Raw genomic sequence first — 17,389 nt, 5'->3', positions numbered from 1 at the left:
TTTGAAGGATATTCCCGCGATCATCGGCAAGTGTCGTATACGGCGAGGCTAAGGGGAGGTCACGCACGACGAATTACTCGCTGAGTCGGACCGGGCAGACCGAGGCGTTGGAGCTTGAGGCGGCGTGGAAGCGCTATTTGGCCGCGGCGCGGGAGGCGAGAACCAGGTGTCCCGCGGCATGCAAGTCTGTAATTTGCGGCCTTCCGGCCGGCATCATTCGATCGCACCTCTTGGTGGACGTGGCCATGGACAACAGCCGCGAATTGGACCAGCACCCGCAGGCCGGGCTCTGCTAGGACAAGATTATAAGGGCGCTAGCGCACTGTCCGTGCCAGGCCCGATCGGAGACCTCAAGCTCTAGGCGCAGGGCGGTGCCAGCGCTGGTCGAAGCCTGACCTGGTCATCAGCCTGAGGGGGACGGAAACCCGGTCGAGGGCTTTGCGGATCTCGTCAAACATGATGTCCCGCTGCTTTCCCTTGCGGCCTTCCCATGTCCAGCGGTCGAAATAGACCACGTCCTCGAGGAGTGACAGAAGATCCGCCGGCATCCCGCCGGCGCTTTCAGGTCCACGCATGACACTGAGGAAGCGAATGCACTCCATCTTGTACTCTCCGGGCTGGAGCCCTGTTGAGCTGCCGCCGCCAGCGCCCTCGAAGCTCGCCGCGCGGAGCCCGCAGATCTCCGAGCCTTCGAGGAGGTTTCGAAAGCGGAGCCCGGCAGAGAGCCGTCGATAGGCGGAGCCGTGGGCGTCGTTCCTGGTCTGCAGCAGGCCCTTCGTATAGAGGAATTCAAGCGGCGCTGCGTTCGTGTCCACGGGGAAGGCCTGATCGATCCCGATCCGGGTAATGTGGGCCGGTCGGCCCTCTCGACCCGGCTCGCCGCCGATCTCGCGCTCCTTCTTGCCTGGGCGCTGCTTCCATTCGGCCCAGCCGTAGGCTTTAGCCATCGCTGCGTAGAATTCGCCGCGGCGACGCTCCAACGTCGGCTCGCGGCCATAGAACGCGACGAGTGGCAGCACGCGGCTGGCGAGGCCCCTCTTCTCCTGCCGTGCCGCCTGCAGGCGGGCTTTGAGTGTGGACATGCCCAATCTCCTCCACCGACCTCAGAGGACCTCGAACGGGACGCGATCAAGGATGCCGCCGTCCAGCGAGATGCCATCGTCGAACCTGATCGCCTCAAGCTCGCTGAGCTTGGCTCTCCGGTCGGCGATGGTCATTGAGGAGCGGCCAGAGTATTCGCTGCGACCGATGATGCCGCCGACCTGGCTTCGCTTCAGATTCAGCACCTTGCTGATGGTGGTGTAGCTATAGCCGATCAGCCAGAGAACGCAGGCGATGTATTGCGTCCGCTCTTTGTGTCTCTTGCGAATGGCCATTGTTACCTCCGGTTCTCCCGTAGGGAAACAGTCCGGGCAAGAAATGAGAACTGGAAGCCTTCGGCAGCGTTCCGCCATTGGCCGGTGATCCGCTGTGCTTCGGCCGGGCACGCGAAGTCACCACCGGTCCTTAGTCCAAGTTCATCAAGCATCCAAAAGTGCGGCAACGGCAGCCGAAACGACCGGTACCGTAACGCGAAGATGACCGGACAAGAGACAATGGATAGGGTCGGCTTCAGTGAACTCATCGGCATGGGCCGTTGGATCGCCCCATGCTCCGCGCACGTTGATAAATCCCACCCCCTCGCTTGATGCAACGTTCGGCAACATACTGTCGAGCGCAGTCAGATTGCTAAATGGGGATGTTCTTGCAGCCGGCATGACCTGAGAAAACGTGGCAAGGTAGATCACCGAAGCGGGGGCCTTTGCTCGCACTGCCGCGATCATGGCGCGGTAGTTGCTCTCCGCTTGCGAAATCGTCAACTGCACAGGATTCGCGTCGTTGATGAAGCCGATTATCGTCATGTCTGGTCGAACATCGGCAATCGGTCCAATGTTGGCAAGTCCCCATCCCGAAGCCTGCCCCTCTCTTCCCGTTGTGATAGTCCGCACCCGCACGCTACGGCCGATCTGCAGCTTCTTCTCCATGATGAACGGCCAGTTGCGCGACGAGCGATCCACGGTCAAGCTATCCCCGTGAATACCTACTGTAAAAACAGGCCTACTCATACGAATTCATCCCGAAGATCACGCCAACCTTGCAGGTAGACATGCATCTTATTGTTGGCGGACGCTGGATAGCTGCCGGTGTAAACCTGTCCGGCCGCACTGGTCCATTCGGCAATGCGACCTGCATAGGTATTTCCCGCGTTGCGCCAACCCAGACCATACTGGCCCAGATTGGCGTCATTGACCGGTGCGCCCGTATCAGGATCGCGCACAATTCCGTAGAATCCCGCGTCGGTTCCGCCACCATTGAAAAGCACGATTTGAACATGCGCTTCGATCTTGATCCCGAGCGGAACGGGCAACGTCAACAAAGACAAAACGTCAAGCGCCCTGGTCAGCGCAACCACAAGGGGTTGCGCAAGCTGAAAGCTTCCGTCCTGTCTCCATTGGCCGGCTCGAATGTTGCCGCTGCCATCAGTCATGAAGGTGCTTATGCGTCGGCGCTTGGTATATCCGCTCGGCATGGTCGGCGCAGTGGGAGAGGTTGATGCGAGAAAGTCACGCGCTCCAGTCGTCGGGTTCCAAATCAGATGGACATGGTAGACCTTCGATGCTTGGACGGCTGCATCCATCATGCCGTTGCCGCTTCCAATCGAAAAAAGACCCGTTGTCTTGGTCCAGCCCGAGTTGTGGACAATATCAAGAGTGCGATCGACGGCACGTGCCTTGCCGCTTGAGATATCAATAGCGCTATTTGGCGCACCTGCATTGTTGGAAAGCAGCAAACCGTTGATCGGCATGCCAGCCGGAGAACTCAGCACCCCGGACGACAGCTTGATTTCGGTCACCGAGCCGTCCGCGACCGTCGCGTAAGGGATCGTCTGCCACGAGCTGCTATCCCAGTATTTCCAGGCCGACGATGTCGTGTTGAAATAGATGGTGCCTGCGATCTTTGTCAGACCACTGCCGGTCAGGTAACTGTCACAGGCAGCATCCGACGCGAAATTGCCCACGACGCGGGCGAGCATCGTCGAAAGCGCTGCTTCGGAAGCCGCCTGCACCGCGGGTGAAGCAAAGTCCGAAAGCAGCCTGAATTGGGTGCCCGATTCCGCCACTTCGGCGATGAATGGCAAGCCAGCGACAAGCGCACCAACTGGTGGGTTGTTGCCCGCTGCAGTCTTTATTGCATGGGTCGTCACGCCACCATCGAAGGAAACCGTCACGCTGGAGCTTGTGTTCGTGACGGGCGCGATGCCGAAGAAGAGCACGGCCGCGTCAGTCACTGGAGCAAATGGCGTCGCCGTAAAGCGCCAGGCATTGGCCGTGCTTCCGACCGAGGGTGCAAGGCGCACAACCTGCCATCCTGGCAGAAAATCTGAGATTTTGACCAGTGCATGGCTGGCTATCTTGTAAAGGCCATTGTTTGTTCCGGTCGGATCCGCATAAACCGCCACTACGGCGCCATCGCCAAGGAATGCGGCCTCAGCGGCCGCCTCCGCCCGCGTTGCAAACCATCGGCCAATGGCTACGGCAGATTCCAGCCAGGTTCCCCACGCTCGGATTCGGGATTTTTCGGGCTGTTCAGGGGAGCCGGAGGGGCCGTCAGCCCAGATCGTGTTTGCACGCTCCACCATGTTTCCTCTCAAAAAACTGCAAATGACCCTGTCGGAACATAGGCTTAATCAAAAGCCCTGCCGCTTCTGGCGACGGGTGGGCACGCGCCTGCCTTAGGCGCGTGATCAGCCCTTGGAACTGCGGTATCGCTTGGCCTGCTGCTCCAGAAAATGAATGAAGGCATCGGCAGCCTCGTCGGCAGAGCTTCCACCGGTGTCATCCCGGGTTTGCTCCGCGATCGTCGTCATCACATTGTGAGCGTCATCGCCGGAGATGATCCCCTTGGACACTAGGAGGTCGACCAGCACCTTGGTCGAGTTGAGCGCGACGTAAGCCGCCGCGAAAGAAGCGCCCAGAGGCGAGAGATGCGGCGGGATCGACTGCGTCATGATGGTCCTCTCGGAGAGATATGACCGAAGAAGACCATGGACTCAGTTGGTTGTTGATTGGAAGCGTCCGGCAGCGTTTGCTCGTTTTTTCTGAGGAAAACTCTGCTGGGGGCTGGAAAGCCAAGAAAAACAGGCCACAGAATTGAAAAACAAAACGCTAACACGCTAAGCGAGTTGAAGTGGCAAATCCCGACAAGTTCTCGGACAAAATTCAATCATGGATTCAAGACGATCCGTCATTTGCTCGGAAGACTGTCCGATGGTTCAAGGGCTATATCCACAATCGAGTTCCAAAGCGCTTCCGTTTCTATGGACTGCTCCATTGGTCGGCGAAGACGGGGATGGCCTCTTCGGCCCCGGCCGTAGCCTGGGTCTACGGAACGATTTCCGGTGTTCTTGCCACAGCCGTCGGCGCCGCCATTTTCGTCGGGCACAGCACTGTGTCGTTCTTGGACAACCTGTCGAAAGACAAGGCAACCAGCGCTGGCGACAACGAGAGCGACATCGTGATCCGGTTCGGCGATCTCTTGGCGGCGCACAAAGTGGAACTCACCTTGGGCGACAGAGAAAGGGATGACGCGATACGCGCATGCTTGGGAATTCTGGAGATCTTCTCTCGCCAAATCACCAAGTCGCAGAGTGGTGACATATCGGTTTCGTTGCTGCTTTACTCTGGTAACAGCCGGACCAAAATGAAGGTTCGGCATCGCAATCCTGGTAACTTGCGGCCGGTGAACCGCGAAGTGGATGCCGACAAGCTGTTGGGCCATTATGCCTGCATCAGTGGAGGGCTGCCCCGCGTGGTCCACGACACGAAGGAATTCGGGAAAGTCGTCTCCAGCCCCACGCAATCGAAGGTGGAGTATAGATCAATCTTCTTTTACCCACTTGTCATCGAGGCCGATCAGGAGAAACTGGTCCGGGGCTTTGTTTCGATAGATTGCAGGCGCCCATACGCCTTCTATGGGAACAGGTCGAGTGCTATAGTAGTTACATGTGAACCAATACTGAACCACATCGGGGAACTCGTTCAGGAGGCTAGAGATGGTCGCAGCCGTCAAAGAGCAATCAAGTCCGCCAAGTGACACCGGTTCGAAGCACTCTCAGCGCCTCGAGGAGTTGAGGACGGAAGCGGCCGAAATTCGCCGTCTGCACGATCAGGGAAAGCTAACCCCTGACGAGGCGGCATCCCGTTTGCATGCACTGAAGCAACGGTACCGAAGTTTTCTTGACCGGTTCCTGTAGTCGCGAAACGCTTCAGGTCGGTCGAACCCTGAGAAAGATGGCTGGCATTGCGAGGCATGCGGTCAGGGCTTGTCCATTCACTGTCAGTCGACCGGTGCATGGACCAAACCGTCGTTAGTGAGTGGGGTGACGCGCGATCGAAGGTCGCCTGCTGCCCGGGCGTCCGAAGAAACGGGGAGATCGCCGGACTCGAATACCCCAACGAACCGGCTGCCAGAACGGCGAAGTTTCTCACCACAGGCCAGCAAGACGAACTCATTGACGCTCACGCCGGCACAGCTGGCTGCCGCGAATAGCGCGGCTCGGAAACTTGAAGTCACCCGACCGCCGTTCAGCATGAGATTGACGGTGGGGTCTTTTGGTCGGGGCTTAACGACGTTCATTGAGCAGGCCTCGGAGGTGCTGTGGGCGATGGCCCAGCAGACCACGGATCGGCTTCTCGCAGGATTGGAAGCGGTTGGAAGCCTTCGGCGGTCAGATTGGAAGGCCCAAATGGTCGAAATATCGACGTACCCGGTCATGGTCGCGTCTCCCATGACGCAACAGATCCAAGGCAACCAGATCACCGTGGCGGAGCATTTCCAGGGCGGGCGCTGATATTTCCAGGGGCGCGCCCGGGCAGGCCTGCACGCCGATACCGAACTCATGGCACCAATTTCGGATTGTCTTCTCGCTCCGGCCGGTGAGGTGGACCGCGCTCTTCAGATTGATTACCTCATCCCGACGCATGAGGATCGGCGCTAGGCCGATGTCATTTTCGGCGGAATCCGAGGGCCGCGCGACCGACAAAAATGCGATGTTGGGCATTCAACAGCCCCTCAGGAAAGGGGGGGCGTCTATTTTGCTCGTTGCGCGAACGAAGGCCCGGACTGGTATAGACCCATGAGGTGGGAGAGATTTACCCTCCCATACCCCCTTGCCCTTCACCTCGGGCGGCCGCCGGTGCTTGGTCATCAGCCGCGCTCTTCGAGCTTGTCGGCACCGGCCAGCAAGGACCGCGCCTCACTCTCCAGGAATGCGGCTCGGGCAGTCGCCTCGTCGACCTGCTTTTGCAGTTGCGTGGCGCGTGCCCGCTCCTGGCGTGCCTCACTGAACTTGACCTTGCTGGCATGCTCCAGGTGTTCGATTGCGGTTTTCATCGGGCGGCCACCTCGGGTTTTTCCGCGGTGTCGACGAGCGACGACAGTTTGCCCTTGAAGAAGTCGATTCCAACCAGCAATTGCTCCGCCTCGAAGGAGAGGGCGTCAGCACGGGCGGCCTCGTCGGCCGCGGCCTTCACTGCAGCATCGGCACGGGCTCTGGCGAGGCGCTCCTGATGGAGACGTTTGGCTCTCAATTTTTCAATATGCTTTACGCATGCCTGGATGTCTTCGTGGCTCATTGTGCGGATCTCCTTGCGTAGCCGTTGATGAAGTTGGCAAAGGCGCCGTCGCCGGCGAAGAACTCGTAGGTTTCCCACGCACCAGGCTGTCGCGCATAGGAGTTTTCGGCGAAAGACAGGTCGACGATCGGCATCGCGCGCCGCTTGTTGACGCGGCGCTGGCCGCGCGATGCGGACCGGCTCGATGCGCGGGCGTAAGCGACGAAGTCTTTGATGAGAGCAGCGTCCTCGTCGAGCTTCTTGGAAGCCATATCGCAGAGATCGTCGACGGCGTTGCTGAGGGCGGTGCTAGCCCCACGCAGTGCGAGCGCGCCGCTATCAACGCAGTGCTGCAGGGTGCCGGTCTCGTCGAGATCGACGACAGAGACACAGGTGTTTCTGATGGCAGGACGGTGAACGAGGCTGATCTCGCCGAGGTCGGCCTTGCGGATCAGGTTGAACTCGACGCCGTCTGCGCGAACCTTCTCATGCTTACCGATGGTGATCCCGATGCTCATCGAGCGGCGATGGCCGCTTCGGACCGCGTCCAGTACTGAGTTCGGGGGGGCTTCCAGGCGGAAGGCCAGGCCGTCTTCGCAGTCGTAGAGGGTGAGTCCACTCATAGTGGAGCCGACGCGGCGGGCGCCGTCGTGATCGCGCAGGAAATGGATCTCCTGACCGCTCCTGATCGAAGAGGAAAAACAGCCGGGCATGAGCGCGCAAATGCCATTTTCGTCGATATAGGCCTTGCGGTAGCGGGTAGCAAAGCCCTGGATTGCGAGGCGTTTGGTCATCGGCGAAGGTGCTCCGGAATGGCGGACTTGGGGAGCATGCCGTAGTTCGCCGCCTCATGCAGCCAGTCGGCGATCTTCGACTGATTGCCCTCCGGGGCACCAAGCCAGTTGGCGTGGAGCGGGCGGAACCGGCTGACCCATGAGATATCCTGGGCGGTCAGCTCGTAGGCGAAGGCGCGATAGGCCAGGTCTGCCTGGTTGACCGCGATGAAGGCCGCAGCGAGGTCGGCAACCAAGCGCCGAACCTCGGACTCGACCTGATCGCAGATCGCGGCCGATGCCGCTCCCCGCTCGGCCTGGATCATGGCTTCGACGATCTCGACCGCTTGCTTGGTGTCCTCGAGATCCTGGAAGATCTCCGCAAGGTCGCGCTGCGCATTCACTGGCGGGGCTGATCCGAGGTTGGCCAGGGCCGCGGCTCGCTCAGCGCGCTCGGATGCCTTGATCGGTTTGAAGTTCCGGATTTCGGCCTGTAGTTCGCGCTGACGCGCCTCGAGCGCGGTCTTCCGATCGAGCAGCCCCTGGTATGTGGCCGAGACATCGGTGAGCTTGGGGATAGCCGGCGGTGTCGGTGTCTGGGAGTGGTTGAGCTTGAGCAGCATTGGCGGACCCGTTTTTGATTCGCGGTCAGTCTGCCGATCTCAGCCGTCCACTTAAACAAATGCGTGGACGGTTTTTTGGATCTTGTTCCATTTTCTTCGAAGGCGCTCGATGACTTTCTTGCGCTTCCCTACGGGAATTTTCCCGTCTGCCCGCACGACCGTCTTTGCCGCCGCGTGAAAACATCCGGCCTTTCCGTCGGCGAGCAGGGCAGCGATATCCGCAAGCTTGGAGTCGTCGTTGATGGGACGCGGGCCGCTCCGCTGGCGCATTCCGGCTCTCGCCATGCGCCGAAGCTCCGGACTGTCATAAAGGTCCGCGAGTTCATGGAGCTCGCAAACCTTTTCGACGATCACCTGGGACAGCGGCGGCAGGTAGGCCGGCGCGCGCGCAGACGCGCCGGAGCCGTCCGGATCGTCGTCACCGTCGGTCATGCGGCACCGGACGGGCCGAGCTGGGTGTCGTCGAGGAGACCGAGACGGTCCATGACACGCAGGCGCTCAATCTCGCGGTCTATGATCAGATCGAATGCGACGGCTTCGGCCGCTGCGGTGATTTCGTCGACACCGCCCTCGACGAGCATCCGGATCAACTCGTTTCGCACTCGGACGCGGTAGGAGGCCAGCCTCCTGGGCTCATCCTCAAGGCGATAGGCGGTGGCGGCGTATTTCCGCGCCTTGCCGATACGCCTTGCCTGAGGAAAGGGCATCACGACGCAGGATCTGGGCTTCCAGGTGAAGAGGGGCAGATCGGGATTGCGCATCATCATCTCCTCAAAAGGGGCATTCAGCGAGTGATTGCAGGAAGCGGAGCCGGGCGTTGTCGTCGGGAAGGCGTAGAAGATGCCGCTGTTCGCGTTCCTCGAGGTTTCGATAGACACCCAGAAGATCCTCATCGAGGCTGTCACAGAACGCCTCGCCAGGGCGCGCTTCATGCGCGCCACTGGCATCGGGAAACCCACGGTCGATTTCGGAACGGTCCAGATGCCAATTGGGGTCATAGTTCGACGCGTCGTATGACTCGTCCCCTATAACAAACCCACACTGCCCTATATTCTCCTCTCCGCCTTCAGGCGGAGAGATGGGTTCATTGACGGGTTCTATAGGGCGTTTTTGCCCCCTATTTCGGGACGAAATCACACCCTTTTCGGCTGATTTAGGGGGCAATTTTGACCCGTAAATAGGGTGCGTTTCAGCCCCCTTTTCTGGCCACATCAGGAGGTAGTAGGTCGATCGCCTATCGCGCTCGACGGCCCTGGTATCGCGCCTGATAAAACCGAGTTGTTCCATCCGTCTGAGTGCGCGCTTCACGACGTCGATTTTCACTTCCAGCTCGCTTGCTATGGTCGACTGCCGTGGGAAAATGCCCAGCGATTTGGGCCCGGCGCACTCGTCGACAAAGTAAAATGCAATGCGGTAAGCTGTGGCCGGCAACCCGGGTGTCTTGTTTATCAAGTTCATCCAGCGATATCGTTCGTCCGTCCGAATGTTGACCTGCCGCACGTTCGACGGGTCGCTCATTGGCGGATCCGTTCGACCAGGCTGAGTTTCAACTCTTCGTCTGTTGCTCGCGATCACGAGTGAATTCCTTGATCTACCCGTGATGCTTCACGGCTGTGAGAATGAGGTGTCCGAGAATTTCCACGGGTTTTCCCGTTCTTTTCCGCGGATTTTCCGCAATCTTGGGCCCCAGCAGTTTTGCGTGGGTCCTGAACGGCGCCGGCGAATTCCGCCGCCGGCGCGCTGTTATGAGCGCTGGTCACAGTTCCTCCGCAATGTCGTCGATGACGTGAAGGAGCCGCTCGGCCTGGACGATGGCGAACTGGAGGCGGTTCGCCGCGGCGTATTCGACCATGTAGAAGCGGCCGTCCTCGGTCGCTACCGGCGCTCCGGAGAAACAGGTTTCGAGGACAGTCTCGGCGATGCCGGAGGCCATGACGGCCTCGGAAATGGCATCCTTCAACCGCGCGACTGCGACGGAACTCTCACCATTCACCGCCCTGCAGCCGGCAACACGCACCGGCGGCGCGGGTTCATCGGGGATCAGCAGCAGATCCTGCAGGTTGGACGGTTGACGGCAGTCGGCGGGATAGACAATCGCGCGGTGACCACCACCCCGCCAGCGCATCAGCTCGACACTCATCTCCGCCATGAGCGCTTTCAACCGGCACGGACGCTCTGCACCATCGTCGGCAGGACCGACTGCTGCAGGTCGACCGGCATCGATGAGCGCGCCGATGGCCGCGTTCAAGAGATCGGTGTTTTCACACGCGGCCTCAGCGAGGTTGTCCCTCAGGTAGCCGGCCTTCAGCTCAGCATCCGCCGGCGTGTCCGCCCGGGCCGCACAGAGGGCGACAAGCGTCTGCTCGACGTTCTTCAGTGCTGCATTGACCTCCTCTTGGCCGGCGAGGCCGCGTCCCCGTAGCTGGAACCGCCGATAGTGCTCGGTGACGGCATTGATGTGGTCGGCGACGAGCTGCTCGACGCGCGCGGTTGCCGAGGCGGCAGGCGCCGTGATATTGGTGGTGGTGTTCATGCGATTTTCCTCTCAGGAGATACGATTGAACCATGGTCCGGAGCGATTGCCGTCGCTGCCGGGCCTTTCTGTTTCCGCGGGCGAGCGCCGCCCGCGACGAGCTTCAATTTCACGTGCTGTTCGGCAGCCGCCCGGTGGGCGGCCCGGGCTCGGATAATGCCGATCGCGAGGTCGAGCACCGCGCGGAACTCAGCGGGCTCGCCGTGCCGCTCGATCGGCAGGTCGCCATAGATCAAGGCCGCCGCGTTGAGCATCCGAATCACAACCTTCTCGGTAACTGTCTGGAGCGTCATGATGTCCTCCGCGCGAGGAGCTGGTCGATGCGGTTCACGCCGTCGTCGGGCAGATCGCTGAAGGCGGCATCGAGGGCGACACGGTCCCAGACTGTGCGACCATCGATGCGCTTTGGTTTGGGCATCCGACGGGCTGCGACGAGCTCGTCAAATTTCGTCGTGCCGACGCCGACATAGCGGGCGGCCTCCTCGCGGCAGAGGCCTCGAGGCGCGTAAGCGATGCCGTCATGCCCGCGTGCCATTACTCTCTCCTTCCGTCGTGCTGGCGACTGCCTTCTCCAGGCACACGATGATTTCAGAGTTGAGGGAGCGGCGGTTAGCTGCCGCTTGGCGACGAATTTGGCTGCTGAGGCTTTCCGGCAGCCTGACTGCAACGGGTGTGCCCAACTTCTCATGGTTCATGCTCGGCTCCTATAGATTAATGGCTGGTAGCCACCATTGATTAACCATGGCTACTAGCCGCTATTGTGTCAATCTATATTTTGTGGCTAGTAGCCATTATGACAGAGAAAAAAGTTATCCAACCTCAAGACAAATATGTCCTGCGCCTGCCGGACGGCTTGCGCGCTCGCATCAAGGCCGCGGCGGAAGCGAGTGGTCGTTCCATGAACTCTGAGATTATTCGACTGCTCGAAGACGCTTTCGGTGAAGTGGGATACGACGAGACGTTGGAACGCTACTCGGTGGAACTGCAGCATCTTTTCCGTGGTGCTGAGACCTCGTCAGTAGAAAAGCGCCTCTCCAGCATTGAGGCCAAGCTCGACCAACTCCTCGCCCTCGAGGAACACTACCACGCCCAGAGCGAGAGTTCCGCAGCCAGAGGGCAAGCAATCCGGAAACAGCGTTCCGATTCCACGATGGATCACGAGGACGGTGAATGACTGAGGAGCGCCGCCCGTATCTATCGAGCTTCCAGGATCGGCACGGCCGCACGCGCTGGCGCTATAGGCGCGCCGGCAAGACAATCTCCATTGCCGGAGAGCCGGGTGAGCCCGGTTTCGAGGAAGCCTATCAGGCGGCGATCGAAGGCCGTCAGGCGCGAAAGGCGTCCGTCGTCGCCCATCCCGGCGCCACGGTTCCGAAATCGTTCCGTGACGCGTGGAAGCGCGTTCTGCGCACACCGGAGTGGATCCGGCACGACGACGCGACGAAGGCGAAGAATGTCCGGCTTGCAGAAGAGTTCCTGAAGCTGCCGATTGTGGCCGACGATCCGGCCGTTTGGGGAGAGATGCTCGTCGAGGATCTCAAGCGCCGGCATATGAAGGAAATTCTCGCCCACTTCTCGAGCACTCCGCACAAAGCAAAACATCTGCTGGTGGCGATCCGGAAGATGCTGCACGTCGCGCTCGATGAAGAGTGGATCGAGATCGATCCGACCTACAAACTCTCCTACCGGCCGGAGTACAAGGGCTGGCGCGCCTGGACGGAAGCCGAGCGTGAAGCTTTCGAAGCCCGGTGGGCGATCGGCACCACGCCGAGGACGTGCTATGCGCTCGCCCTGTGGCTGGGCAACCGTCGTTCCGACGTGGCGAAGGTCACGTGGGACATGTTCGACTTCCGGCGGAACGTCGTCACCATCGAGCAGACGAAGGGCGGCAAGCGCCTGGTGCTGCCCATCACGCCCATGCTTCGAGCCACGCTTGAGACCATGCCCCGCCGAGGCGATACCGTCCTGGTGACTGCCTACGGCAAACCGTTCTCGGAGAAGTCGCTGACCGGCCGCATGGCCGACTGGACCGAAAGCGCCGGCCTGCCCTGTGGTCTCACCCTCCATGGCCTCAGGAAGACGCTCGGCAAGCTTCTGGCGGAAGGTGGCGCGAGCACTCGGCAGTTGATGGACACGCTCGGGCACGACGATATCGAGCATGCCGAGCTTTACAGCCGGGAAGCATCGCAGGCGATTCTGGCGAGGGACGCCATGAGCAAGGTGACGCGCCTAGTGCAGGGCAAGAAGAAGCGTGGCTAACCGGCTGGCTAACCCCTTAGGCTAACCGATATTTAAGACATTGTTATTTATGGATTTTTGGTGGGCCCGGAGGGACTCGAACCCCCAACCAAGCGGTTATGAGCCGCCGGCTCTAACCATTGAGCTACAGGCCCGCCCGGCGCATTGCCGTTCGGGGCGGGCAATGGTCCCCGCACCGGTGCGGACCGCTCTAGCCCAAATCGCCGGCAGCGACAAGCCTCTGCCGCAATGGCTTCACAATCACCGGTCATCAAGGCATGTGTAAGGGACGCCAATCTAGGAAAAACACATGCGCCACCTGAAGACCCCGAGGCTCGTCCTCGCTGCCGCCCTCCTTTCCGCCGCCGCCCTGCCGCTGCCGGCCCTCTCCGCCGAGCAGGAAAAGCGCGAGGCAACCATCATCGTTTCGGGCGAAGGCGAAGTCGCAATCGCCCCCGACATGGCGATCCTGTCCTTGAGCGTCGTGCGCGAGGCGGAAACCGCCGAGGCGGCCCTGAAGGCCAACAGCGCCGCCATGGCCGATGTCATCGCCGACCTTCGGAAGAAGTCGATCGCCGAGCGCGACATCCAGACCTCGAACTTCTCGGTCGATCCACTCTACCGCCAGGACAAGACCGGCGACGGCAATTACGAGGCGCCGGAGATCGTCGGCTACCGGGTCACCAACGGCCTGACCCTCAAGGTCCGCGACCTTGACCAACTCGGCACCCTGATCGATGCCGCCGTCAAGCTCGGCGTCAACGAGGGCGGCAACATCGTCTTCACCAACGACAAGCCGGACGCCGCCGTCGCCGAGGCCCGCAAGGCCGCGGTCAAGGAAGCGATCGACAAGGCGAAACTGCTCACCGAAAGCGCCGGCGTCAAACTCGGTCGCGTCGTGGAGATCAGCGAGAACTTCGCCCGCCCGATGGCCCAGCCGATGTATCGCACGACCATGGCCAAGGAGATGTCGGACGCGGCACCGCCGATCGCCGGCGGCGAAAACACCTATACGGTGACAGTCAACATCACCTACGCCATCGATCAGTGAAGGAATATCGCCGGCGGACCCGAAGGGCCGCCGGCGATATTCCCTGCGGGGAGACGCGAAAAAGGGGCGCCGGATGGCGCCCCTTTTCTTTTGTCGTCGCGATTACACGCTGCCGATCAGTAGCGGATGACCGGGCAGCCACGCACATTGGCAAACACCATGCGGTCGAAGCCGCCGTGACGGAAGCCCCCGACGACCACGCGCCGCGGCGTCACATCCTGCACATGGGCGCGGCGAAGGCCGTTCCAGCGGGCCTTTTCGACGGCATGGCCCGGCGCGCAGAATTCGGGGCGGTGATGGCGGCGGCCATGACCCCATTCGCGGTCGCCATGGCGATAGTCCCTGTCATAGCCGGGGCCGGGACCGCCGCCGATATAGACGCCCCAGCCGAAGTCGCCACCGGCATTGGCGGTGGACATGCCGCCGACGGCGGCGGCGACGGTGACGAGGGCTGCGAGGCCAAGCTTCTTGAACAATGCGGTCATGGATCTTCTCCTCTAGGATGGTTCGGCATTCGCCGGGAACACTTCCCGCTGTCCTCAGCGATTGGGAGGAGAATGCATCGGCCGGCCTGAATGGGATCAGAACCGGCCATTCACCGATCATTCATGGAGACTGCCGCGTTCCGGCGGCGAAAAGGCCTGTCAGCCGGCAAGATGCAGCACGACCTCGCGACGATGCGGCCGGTCCCGGTGCTCGAACAGATAGATCCCTTGCCATGTCCCGAGCATCAGGCGCCCGTCGGCGACCGGAATGCCGATCGAGACCTGCATGAGGGCCGCCTTGATATGGGCCGGCATGTCGTCCGGGCCTTCTTCGCGATGGGTGATCCAGCCCATCTGCGCATCACTCGCCGGCGGCACCAGGCGGCGGAGGAAGGTATCGAGATCGCGCCGAACGGACGGATCGGCATTTTCCTGGACGAGCAACGAACAGGAGGTGTGCCGCACGAAGACAGTAAGCAACCCCTCGCGGGACTGCCCCTCTTCGACAAATGCCGCCGCCTCCTGCGTGAATTCGTAGATACCCTGCCCCCGGGTCTCGATCGTCAATCGTCGCAGCACGTGCACCTCCCCCGCGGGATTGGGCCGGTCAGCCTGAGCGGAACGGCCTTGAACTTGACAATATTCAAGCAATTCGCGCACGAGCACAACCGTGAAGAAGGCCCTCGGACATCCCACGACCATGGGTAAAAGAAAACCCGTAGAAAAGTGACCCACGTCACCAAACGAGCGAGCCGATATTCTATTCGCCCAAAGAACTAGTTTAACCCGATAGAAAGAAGAGCATGTTTCCTATGTATATATATTGCAGAACATTGGACAGGCCGTTTCATGAAAACCATTTTGGAAAGACTTCAGGAAACCGACAGGTTGAGCGAACTCGACGCCTACAGTGTTTTTGGAACGCCGAGTGAAGACGACTACGATCACATCGTCCGCCTTACCGCAGAACTTTTTGAAGCACCGATTGCCCTGATCAACCTGGTTGGCGGCACCGAGGTATGGGTCAAGGCCCGGGTCGGCATCGATGTCCAGACCGTGCCTTGCGAACTGGCTTTCTGCAGCCACACGGTCCTCGGCACCGAGCCGCTGGTGGTGACAGACCTCAGCACCGACGAGCGCTTTTCCTCCAACCCGCTGGTCACCGGCGAGGCGGGCTTCCGGTTCTATGCTGGCGCTCCCCTCACCTCGCCCAAGGGCCACGGCATCGGCACGCTCTGCATCCTCGACACTGCGAGCCGCCCCGCACTGAGCGAAAAGCAGGAACGCCGGCTGAAGGATCTCGCCCAGCTCGTCATGGACAAGCTCGATCAGCGGCGCCTTTCGCGGCTCGAGGTCATTGCCTCGAAGCTGATGTCGGCGACCTCCGACGCGGTCATCGTCACCGATCAGTCCGGCAATATCGCAGTGTGGAACCCGGCGGCCCAGTCGGTGTTCGGCTTCACCGACGAGGAGATGATCGGCCGGCCGATCAACGAGATCATCGGCGGCATCGTCACCGACCCCGAACACTATGCCGCCGGTGGCGACGGCCTGCCCCGGGATCACCGCGTCGAACTGACGGCCAGCCACAAGCGCGGCCACGACATCATCGTCGAAGTGTCGGCAACCGCCTGGCAGGACGAACGCCTGCGGCTGTCCGGCCTCGGCGTCATTGTCCGCGACGTGACCCGCCAGCGCATGGCCGACCGTCGCATCGCCTTTCTCGCCCATCATGACGAGCTGACGGGGCTCGCCAACCGCAACAGCCTGCTCGACCAGATGGAAACGCTGCTGAAGCGCGAGACCATGGAGAAGGAAGGTCTCGCCGTCATCTGCATCGATCTCGATCGCTTCAAGCTGACCAACGAGACCCTCGGCCACAGGGTGGGCGACGGCCTGCTGCGGCAGACCGGTGAACGTTTGCGCGCGATTGCCGGAGCCGACGACCTCGTCGCGCGCCTCGGCGGAGACGAATTCGCCATCGTCCGCCGCGGCGGACACAACGAGCTCACCCTTGCTCTCTTTGCCGAGACCATCCTCGCGGCCATTGCGGAGACGTTCGAGGTCGAGGGACATCTCATTTCGACCAGCGCCAGCCTCGGCATCGCCCGCTTCCCCCGGGACGGGCGGGATTGCGACACGCTGCTCAATCACGCCGATCTTGCGACCTACCGCACAAAGCTCGAGGGCCGCAGCGGCTACCACTTCTTCGAACCGGACATGGACGGGCAGACGCTCGCCAAGCGCGGCCTCGAGCGTGACCTGCGCGGTGCGCTGAAGCGCGGCGAGCTGGAGATCCATTATCAGCCGCAATACGACATCAAGACCGGTCGGGCAATCGGAGCCGAAGCGCTGCTCCGCTGGAACCACCCGGTCCACGGCTATGTGAGCCCGGCCGATTTCATACCGATCGCCGAGACGACGGGGCTGATGATCGCCATCGGCAGCTGGGCCATGCACAAGGCCTGCCGCGATTTCGCCGCCGCGGCACCCGGTCTTCGGCTGGCGGTGAACCTCTCGCCGGCGCAGTTCCGGCGCGCCGACATCGTGACCCTGGTCCGCGACGCGCTCGACCGATCAGGCCTGCCGGGCAACTGCCTGGAGATCGAGATCACCGAATCGCTGCTGATGGAGAAGGATGCGGGCACCCTTGACGCACTGAAGGCGCTGAAGGCTCTCGGCGTCGGCATCGCACTCGACGACTTCGGCACCGGCTATTCCTCACTGAGCTACCTGCACAGCTTCCCCTTCGACACGATCAAGATCGATCGCAGCTTTGTCCGGGAGGCCGATACCAACCCCGATTGCGCGGCCATCCTGCAGGCGATCGCAGCGCTTGCCGCCGCACTCCACCTGACGACCATCGCCGAGGGTATCGAGACCGAGGCACAGTTCGCTCATGTGAAGGCACTCGGTTATGACTGCGGCCAGGGCTTCCTCCTGGCACGACCGGCTCCTATCGACGAACTCTCGTTCCGGGATTTCGCCACCCGATCGGCCAGCTGAATCCCGTCTCGTCTGCCCGAACCCGGG

General features: G+C 61.2%; 24 protein-coding genes and 1 tRNA gene. 5 read left to right on the top strand and 20 right to left on the bottom strand.

The features are described 5' to 3' along the window. Positions 1-350 precede the first annotated feature (350 nt). From HHL25_RS02975 to HHL25_RS02955, 5 genes are all read right to left on the bottom strand, one after another. Positions 351-1,082 (bottom strand): hypothetical protein, encoded by a 732-nt coding sequence (locus HHL25_RS02975; RefSeq protein ID WP_169587113.1) that lies wholly within the window; start codon positions 1,080-1,082, stop codon positions 351-353. Positions 1,083-1,103: 21 nt separating this feature from the next. Beyond that, positions 1,104-1,376 (bottom strand): hypothetical protein, encoded by a 273-nt coding sequence (locus tag HHL25_RS02970; RefSeq protein ID WP_169587111.1) that lies wholly within the window; start codon positions 1,374-1,376, stop codon positions 1,104-1,106. 144 nt (positions 1,377-1,520) lie between these two features. Then, complete coding sequence (locus HHL25_RS02965; RefSeq protein WP_169587110.1) at positions 1,521-2,063, bottom strand: SGNH/GDSL hydrolase family protein; 543 nt, start codon at positions 2,061-2,063, stop codon at positions 1,521-1,523. A gap of 38 nt (positions 2,064-2,101) precedes the next feature. Continuing rightward, positions 2,102-3,679 carry a hypothetical protein gene (locus HHL25_RS02960; protein ID WP_169587108.1) on the bottom strand — a complete coding sequence of 526 codons (1,578 nt, stop codon included), beginning with the start codon at positions 3,677-3,679 and terminating at the stop codon, positions 2,102-2,104. Between the two features lie 105 nt (positions 3,680-3,784). After that, positions 3,785-4,048 (bottom strand): hypothetical protein, encoded by a 264-nt coding sequence (locus HHL25_RS02955; protein WP_169587107.1) that lies wholly within the window; start codon positions 4,046-4,048, stop codon positions 3,785-3,787. A gap of 179 nt (positions 4,049-4,227) precedes the next feature. On the opposite strand from HHL25_RS02955, the gene HHL25_RS02950 reads away from it, so the two are divergent. After that, positions 4,228-5,133 carry a hypothetical protein gene (locus tag HHL25_RS02950; protein WP_169587106.1) on the top strand — a complete coding sequence of 302 codons (906 nt, stop codon included), beginning with the start codon at positions 4,228-4,230 and terminating at the stop codon, positions 5,131-5,133. A gap of 634 nt (positions 5,134-5,767) precedes the next feature. On the opposite strand, the gene HHL25_RS02945 is transcribed toward HHL25_RS02950, so the two are convergent. From HHL25_RS02945 to HHL25_RS02890, 12 genes are all read right to left on the bottom strand, one after another. Next, positions 5,768-6,100 carry a hypothetical protein gene (locus HHL25_RS02945; protein WP_169587105.1) on the bottom strand — a complete coding sequence of 111 codons (333 nt, stop codon included), beginning with the start codon at positions 6,098-6,100 and terminating at the stop codon, positions 5,768-5,770. 146 nt (positions 6,101-6,246) lie between these two features. Then, a complete protein-coding gene (locus tag HHL25_RS02940; RefSeq protein WP_169587103.1) occupies positions 6,247-6,432 on the bottom strand; it encodes a hypothetical protein in 186 nt (61 codons plus the stop codon). Beyond that, entirely contained in the window at positions 6,429-6,674 is a 246-nt protein-coding gene (locus tag HHL25_RS02935) for a hypothetical protein (protein ID WP_169587101.1), read from the bottom strand. Before HHL25_RS02935 ends, HHL25_RS02940 begins: the two co-directional genes overlap by 4 nt. Next, on the bottom strand, positions 6,671-7,447 hold the full coding sequence (locus HHL25_RS02930) for an HK97 family phage prohead protease (RefSeq protein ID WP_169587099.1): 777 nt from the start codon (positions 7,445-7,447) through the stop codon (positions 6,671-6,673). Before HHL25_RS02930 ends, HHL25_RS02935 begins: the two co-directional genes overlap by 4 nt. After that, on the bottom strand, positions 7,444-8,049 hold the full coding sequence (locus HHL25_RS02925) for a hypothetical protein (RefSeq protein ID WP_169587097.1): 606 nt from the start codon (positions 8,047-8,049) through the stop codon (positions 7,444-7,446). The genes HHL25_RS02930 and HHL25_RS02925 overlap by 4 nt, the downstream gene beginning before the upstream one ends. 51 nt (positions 8,050-8,100) lie before the next feature. Further along, positions 8,101-8,481, bottom strand: coding sequence for a hypothetical protein (locus tag HHL25_RS02920; protein WP_169587095.1), 381 nt, complete (start codon positions 8,479-8,481; stop codon positions 8,101-8,103). Next, complete coding sequence (locus tag HHL25_RS02915) at positions 8,478-8,810, bottom strand: DUF6074 family protein (protein ID WP_169587093.1); 333 nt, start codon at positions 8,808-8,810, stop codon at positions 8,478-8,480. Before HHL25_RS02915 ends, HHL25_RS02920 begins: the two co-directional genes overlap by 4 nt. A 10-nt stretch (positions 8,811-8,820) precedes the next feature. Continuing rightward, positions 8,821-9,567, bottom strand: a complete 747-nt coding sequence (locus HHL25_RS02910) for a hypothetical protein (protein WP_169587091.1) — start codon at positions 9,565-9,567, stop codon at positions 8,821-8,823. A 238-nt stretch (positions 9,568-9,805) separates the two neighbouring features. After that, positions 9,806-10,582: a hypothetical protein gene (locus tag HHL25_RS02905; RefSeq protein WP_169587089.1), complete on the bottom strand. Its 777-nt coding sequence runs from the start codon at positions 10,580-10,582 to the stop codon at positions 9,806-9,808. Continuing rightward, positions 10,579-10,875: a hypothetical protein gene (locus tag HHL25_RS02900; RefSeq protein ID WP_169587087.1), complete on the bottom strand. Its 297-nt coding sequence runs from the start codon at positions 10,873-10,875 to the stop codon at positions 10,579-10,581. Before HHL25_RS02900 ends, HHL25_RS02905 begins: the two co-directional genes overlap by 4 nt. Then, entirely contained in the window at positions 10,872-11,117 is a 246-nt protein-coding gene (locus HHL25_RS02895; RefSeq protein ID WP_169587085.1) for a helix-turn-helix transcriptional regulator, read from the bottom strand. The genes HHL25_RS02900 and HHL25_RS02895 overlap by 4 nt, the downstream gene beginning before the upstream one ends. Further along, positions 11,101-11,277, bottom strand: coding sequence for an Arc family DNA-binding protein (locus HHL25_RS02890; RefSeq protein ID WP_169587084.1), 177 nt, complete (start codon positions 11,275-11,277; stop codon positions 11,101-11,103). The genes HHL25_RS02895 and HHL25_RS02890 overlap by 17 nt, the downstream gene beginning before the upstream one ends. A gap of 98 nt (positions 11,278-11,375) precedes the next feature. Here HHL25_RS02890 and HHL25_RS02885 point away from each other — a divergent pair, with 98 nt between their 5' ends. Both HHL25_RS02885 and HHL25_RS02880 read left to right on the top strand, forming a co-directional pair. After that, positions 11,376-11,756 carry an Arc family DNA-binding protein gene (locus HHL25_RS02885; RefSeq protein ID WP_169587082.1) on the top strand — a complete coding sequence of 127 codons (381 nt, stop codon included), beginning with the start codon at positions 11,376-11,378 and terminating at the stop codon, positions 11,754-11,756. Then, on the top strand, positions 11,753-12,841 hold the full coding sequence (locus HHL25_RS02880; RefSeq protein ID WP_169587079.1) for a tyrosine-type recombinase/integrase: 1,089 nt from the start codon (positions 11,753-11,755) through the stop codon (positions 12,839-12,841). The genes HHL25_RS02885 and HHL25_RS02880 overlap by 4 nt, the downstream gene beginning before the upstream one ends. 58 nt (positions 12,842-12,899) lie before the next feature. Here the strand turns inward: HHL25_RS02880 and HHL25_RS02875 are convergent. Then, a tRNA-Ile gene (locus tag HHL25_RS02875) sits at positions 12,900-12,975 on the bottom strand. Positions 12,976-13,130: 155 nt separating this feature from the next. On the opposite strand from HHL25_RS02875, the gene HHL25_RS02870 reads away from it, so the two are divergent. After that, positions 13,131-13,871 (top strand): SIMPL domain-containing protein, encoded by a 741-nt coding sequence (locus tag HHL25_RS02870; RefSeq protein ID WP_169587077.1) that lies wholly within the window; start codon positions 13,131-13,133, stop codon positions 13,869-13,871. A 116-nt stretch (positions 13,872-13,987) separates the two neighbouring features. Here the strand turns inward: HHL25_RS02870 and HHL25_RS02865 are convergent, their stop codons facing one another. Beyond that, positions 13,988-14,356: a hypothetical protein gene (locus HHL25_RS02865; protein ID WP_169587075.1), complete on the bottom strand. Its 369-nt coding sequence runs from the start codon at positions 14,354-14,356 to the stop codon at positions 13,988-13,990. 159 nt (positions 14,357-14,515) lie between these two features. Next, positions 14,516-14,935 (bottom strand): secondary thiamine-phosphate synthase enzyme YjbQ, encoded by a 420-nt coding sequence (locus HHL25_RS02860; protein WP_315853015.1) that lies wholly within the window; start codon positions 14,933-14,935, stop codon positions 14,516-14,518. 270 nt (positions 14,936-15,205) lie between these two features. Here HHL25_RS02860 and HHL25_RS02855 point away from each other — a divergent pair, with 270 nt between their 5' ends. Beyond that, on the top strand, positions 15,206-17,362 hold the full coding sequence (locus tag HHL25_RS02855) for a sensor domain-containing phosphodiesterase (protein WP_169587073.1): 2,157 nt from the start codon (positions 15,206-15,208) through the stop codon (positions 17,360-17,362). Positions 17,363-17,389 lie beyond the last annotated feature (27 nt).

The sequence above is a fragment of the Rhizobium terricola genome (genome assembly GCF_012927355.1).
Taxonomy (GTDB): domain Bacteria; phylum Pseudomonadota; class Alphaproteobacteria; order Rhizobiales; family Rhizobiaceae; genus Allorhizobium; species Allorhizobium terricola.
Note: the sequence above shows the minus strand (reverse complement) of the source record. Positions and strands in the feature narration are given on the sequence as shown.

Excerpts from the sequence above, each read along its gene's own strand:
- HHL25_RS02890 (WP_169587084.1), bottom strand. The coding sequence starts at position 11,277 with ATGAACCATGAGAAGTTGGGCACACCCGTTGCAGTCAGGCTGCCGGAA.
- HHL25_RS02855 (WP_169587073.1), top strand. The coding sequence starts at position 15,206 with ATGAAAACCATTTTGGAAAGACTTCAGGAAACCGACAGGTTGAGCGAA.
- HHL25_RS02945 (WP_169587105.1), bottom strand. The coding sequence starts at position 6,100 with ATGCCCAACATCGCATTTTTGTCGGTCGCGCGGCCCTCGGATTCCGCC.
- HHL25_RS02940 (WP_169587103.1), bottom strand. The coding sequence starts at position 6,432 with ATGAAAACCGCAATCGAACACCTGGAGCATGCCAGCAAGGTCAAGTTC.
- HHL25_RS02960 (WP_169587108.1), bottom strand. The coding sequence starts at position 3,679 with ATGGTGGAGCGTGCAAACACGATCTGGGCTGACGGCCCCTCCGGCTCC.
- HHL25_RS02915 (WP_169587093.1), bottom strand. The coding sequence starts at position 8,810 with ATGCGCAATCCCGATCTGCCCCTCTTCACCTGGAAGCCCAGATCCTGC.
- HHL25_RS02870 (WP_169587077.1), top strand. The coding sequence starts at position 13,131 with ATGCGCCACCTGAAGACCCCGAGGCTCGTCCTCGCTGCCGCCCTCCTT.
- HHL25_RS02910 (WP_169587091.1), bottom strand. The coding sequence starts at position 9,567 with ATGAGCGACCCGTCGAACGTGCGGCAGGTCAACATTCGGACGGACGAA.
- HHL25_RS02900 (WP_169587087.1), bottom strand. The coding sequence starts at position 10,875 with ATGACGCTCCAGACAGTTACCGAGAAGGTTGTGATTCGGATGCTCAAC.
- HHL25_RS02955 (WP_169587107.1), bottom strand. The coding sequence starts at position 4,048 with ATGACGCAGTCGATCCCGCCGCATCTCTCGCCTCTGGGCGCTTCTTTC.
- HHL25_RS02920 (WP_169587095.1), bottom strand. The coding sequence starts at position 8,481 with ATGACCGACGGTGACGACGATCCGGACGGCTCCGGCGCGTCTGCGCGC.
- HHL25_RS02975 (WP_169587113.1), bottom strand. The coding sequence starts at position 1,082 with ATGTCCACACTCAAAGCCCGCCTGCAGGCGGCACGGCAGGAGAAGAGG.
- HHL25_RS02865 (WP_169587075.1), bottom strand. The coding sequence starts at position 14,356 with ATGACCGCATTGTTCAAGAAGCTTGGCCTCGCAGCCCTCGTCACCGTC.
- HHL25_RS02925 (WP_169587097.1), bottom strand. The coding sequence starts at position 8,049 with ATGCTGCTCAAGCTCAACCACTCCCAGACACCGACACCGCCGGCTATC.
- HHL25_RS02930 (WP_169587099.1), bottom strand. The coding sequence starts at position 7,447 with ATGACCAAACGCCTCGCAATCCAGGGCTTTGCTACCCGCTACCGCAAG.
- HHL25_RS02885 (WP_169587082.1), top strand. The coding sequence starts at position 11,376 with ATGACAGAGAAAAAAGTTATCCAACCTCAAGACAAATATGTCCTGCGC.
- HHL25_RS02895 (WP_169587085.1), bottom strand. The coding sequence starts at position 11,117 with ATGGCACGCGGGCATGACGGCATCGCTTACGCGCCTCGAGGCCTCTGC.
- HHL25_RS02970 (WP_169587111.1), bottom strand. The coding sequence starts at position 1,376 with ATGGCCATTCGCAAGAGACACAAAGAGCGGACGCAATACATCGCCTGC.
- HHL25_RS02905 (WP_169587089.1), bottom strand. The coding sequence starts at position 10,582 with ATGAACACCACCACCAATATCACGGCGCCTGCCGCCTCGGCAACCGCG.
- HHL25_RS02935 (WP_169587101.1), bottom strand. The coding sequence starts at position 6,674 with ATGAGCCACGAAGACATCCAGGCATGCGTAAAGCATATTGAAAAATTG.
- HHL25_RS02880 (WP_169587079.1), top strand. The coding sequence starts at position 11,753 with ATGACTGAGGAGCGCCGCCCGTATCTATCGAGCTTCCAGGATCGGCAC.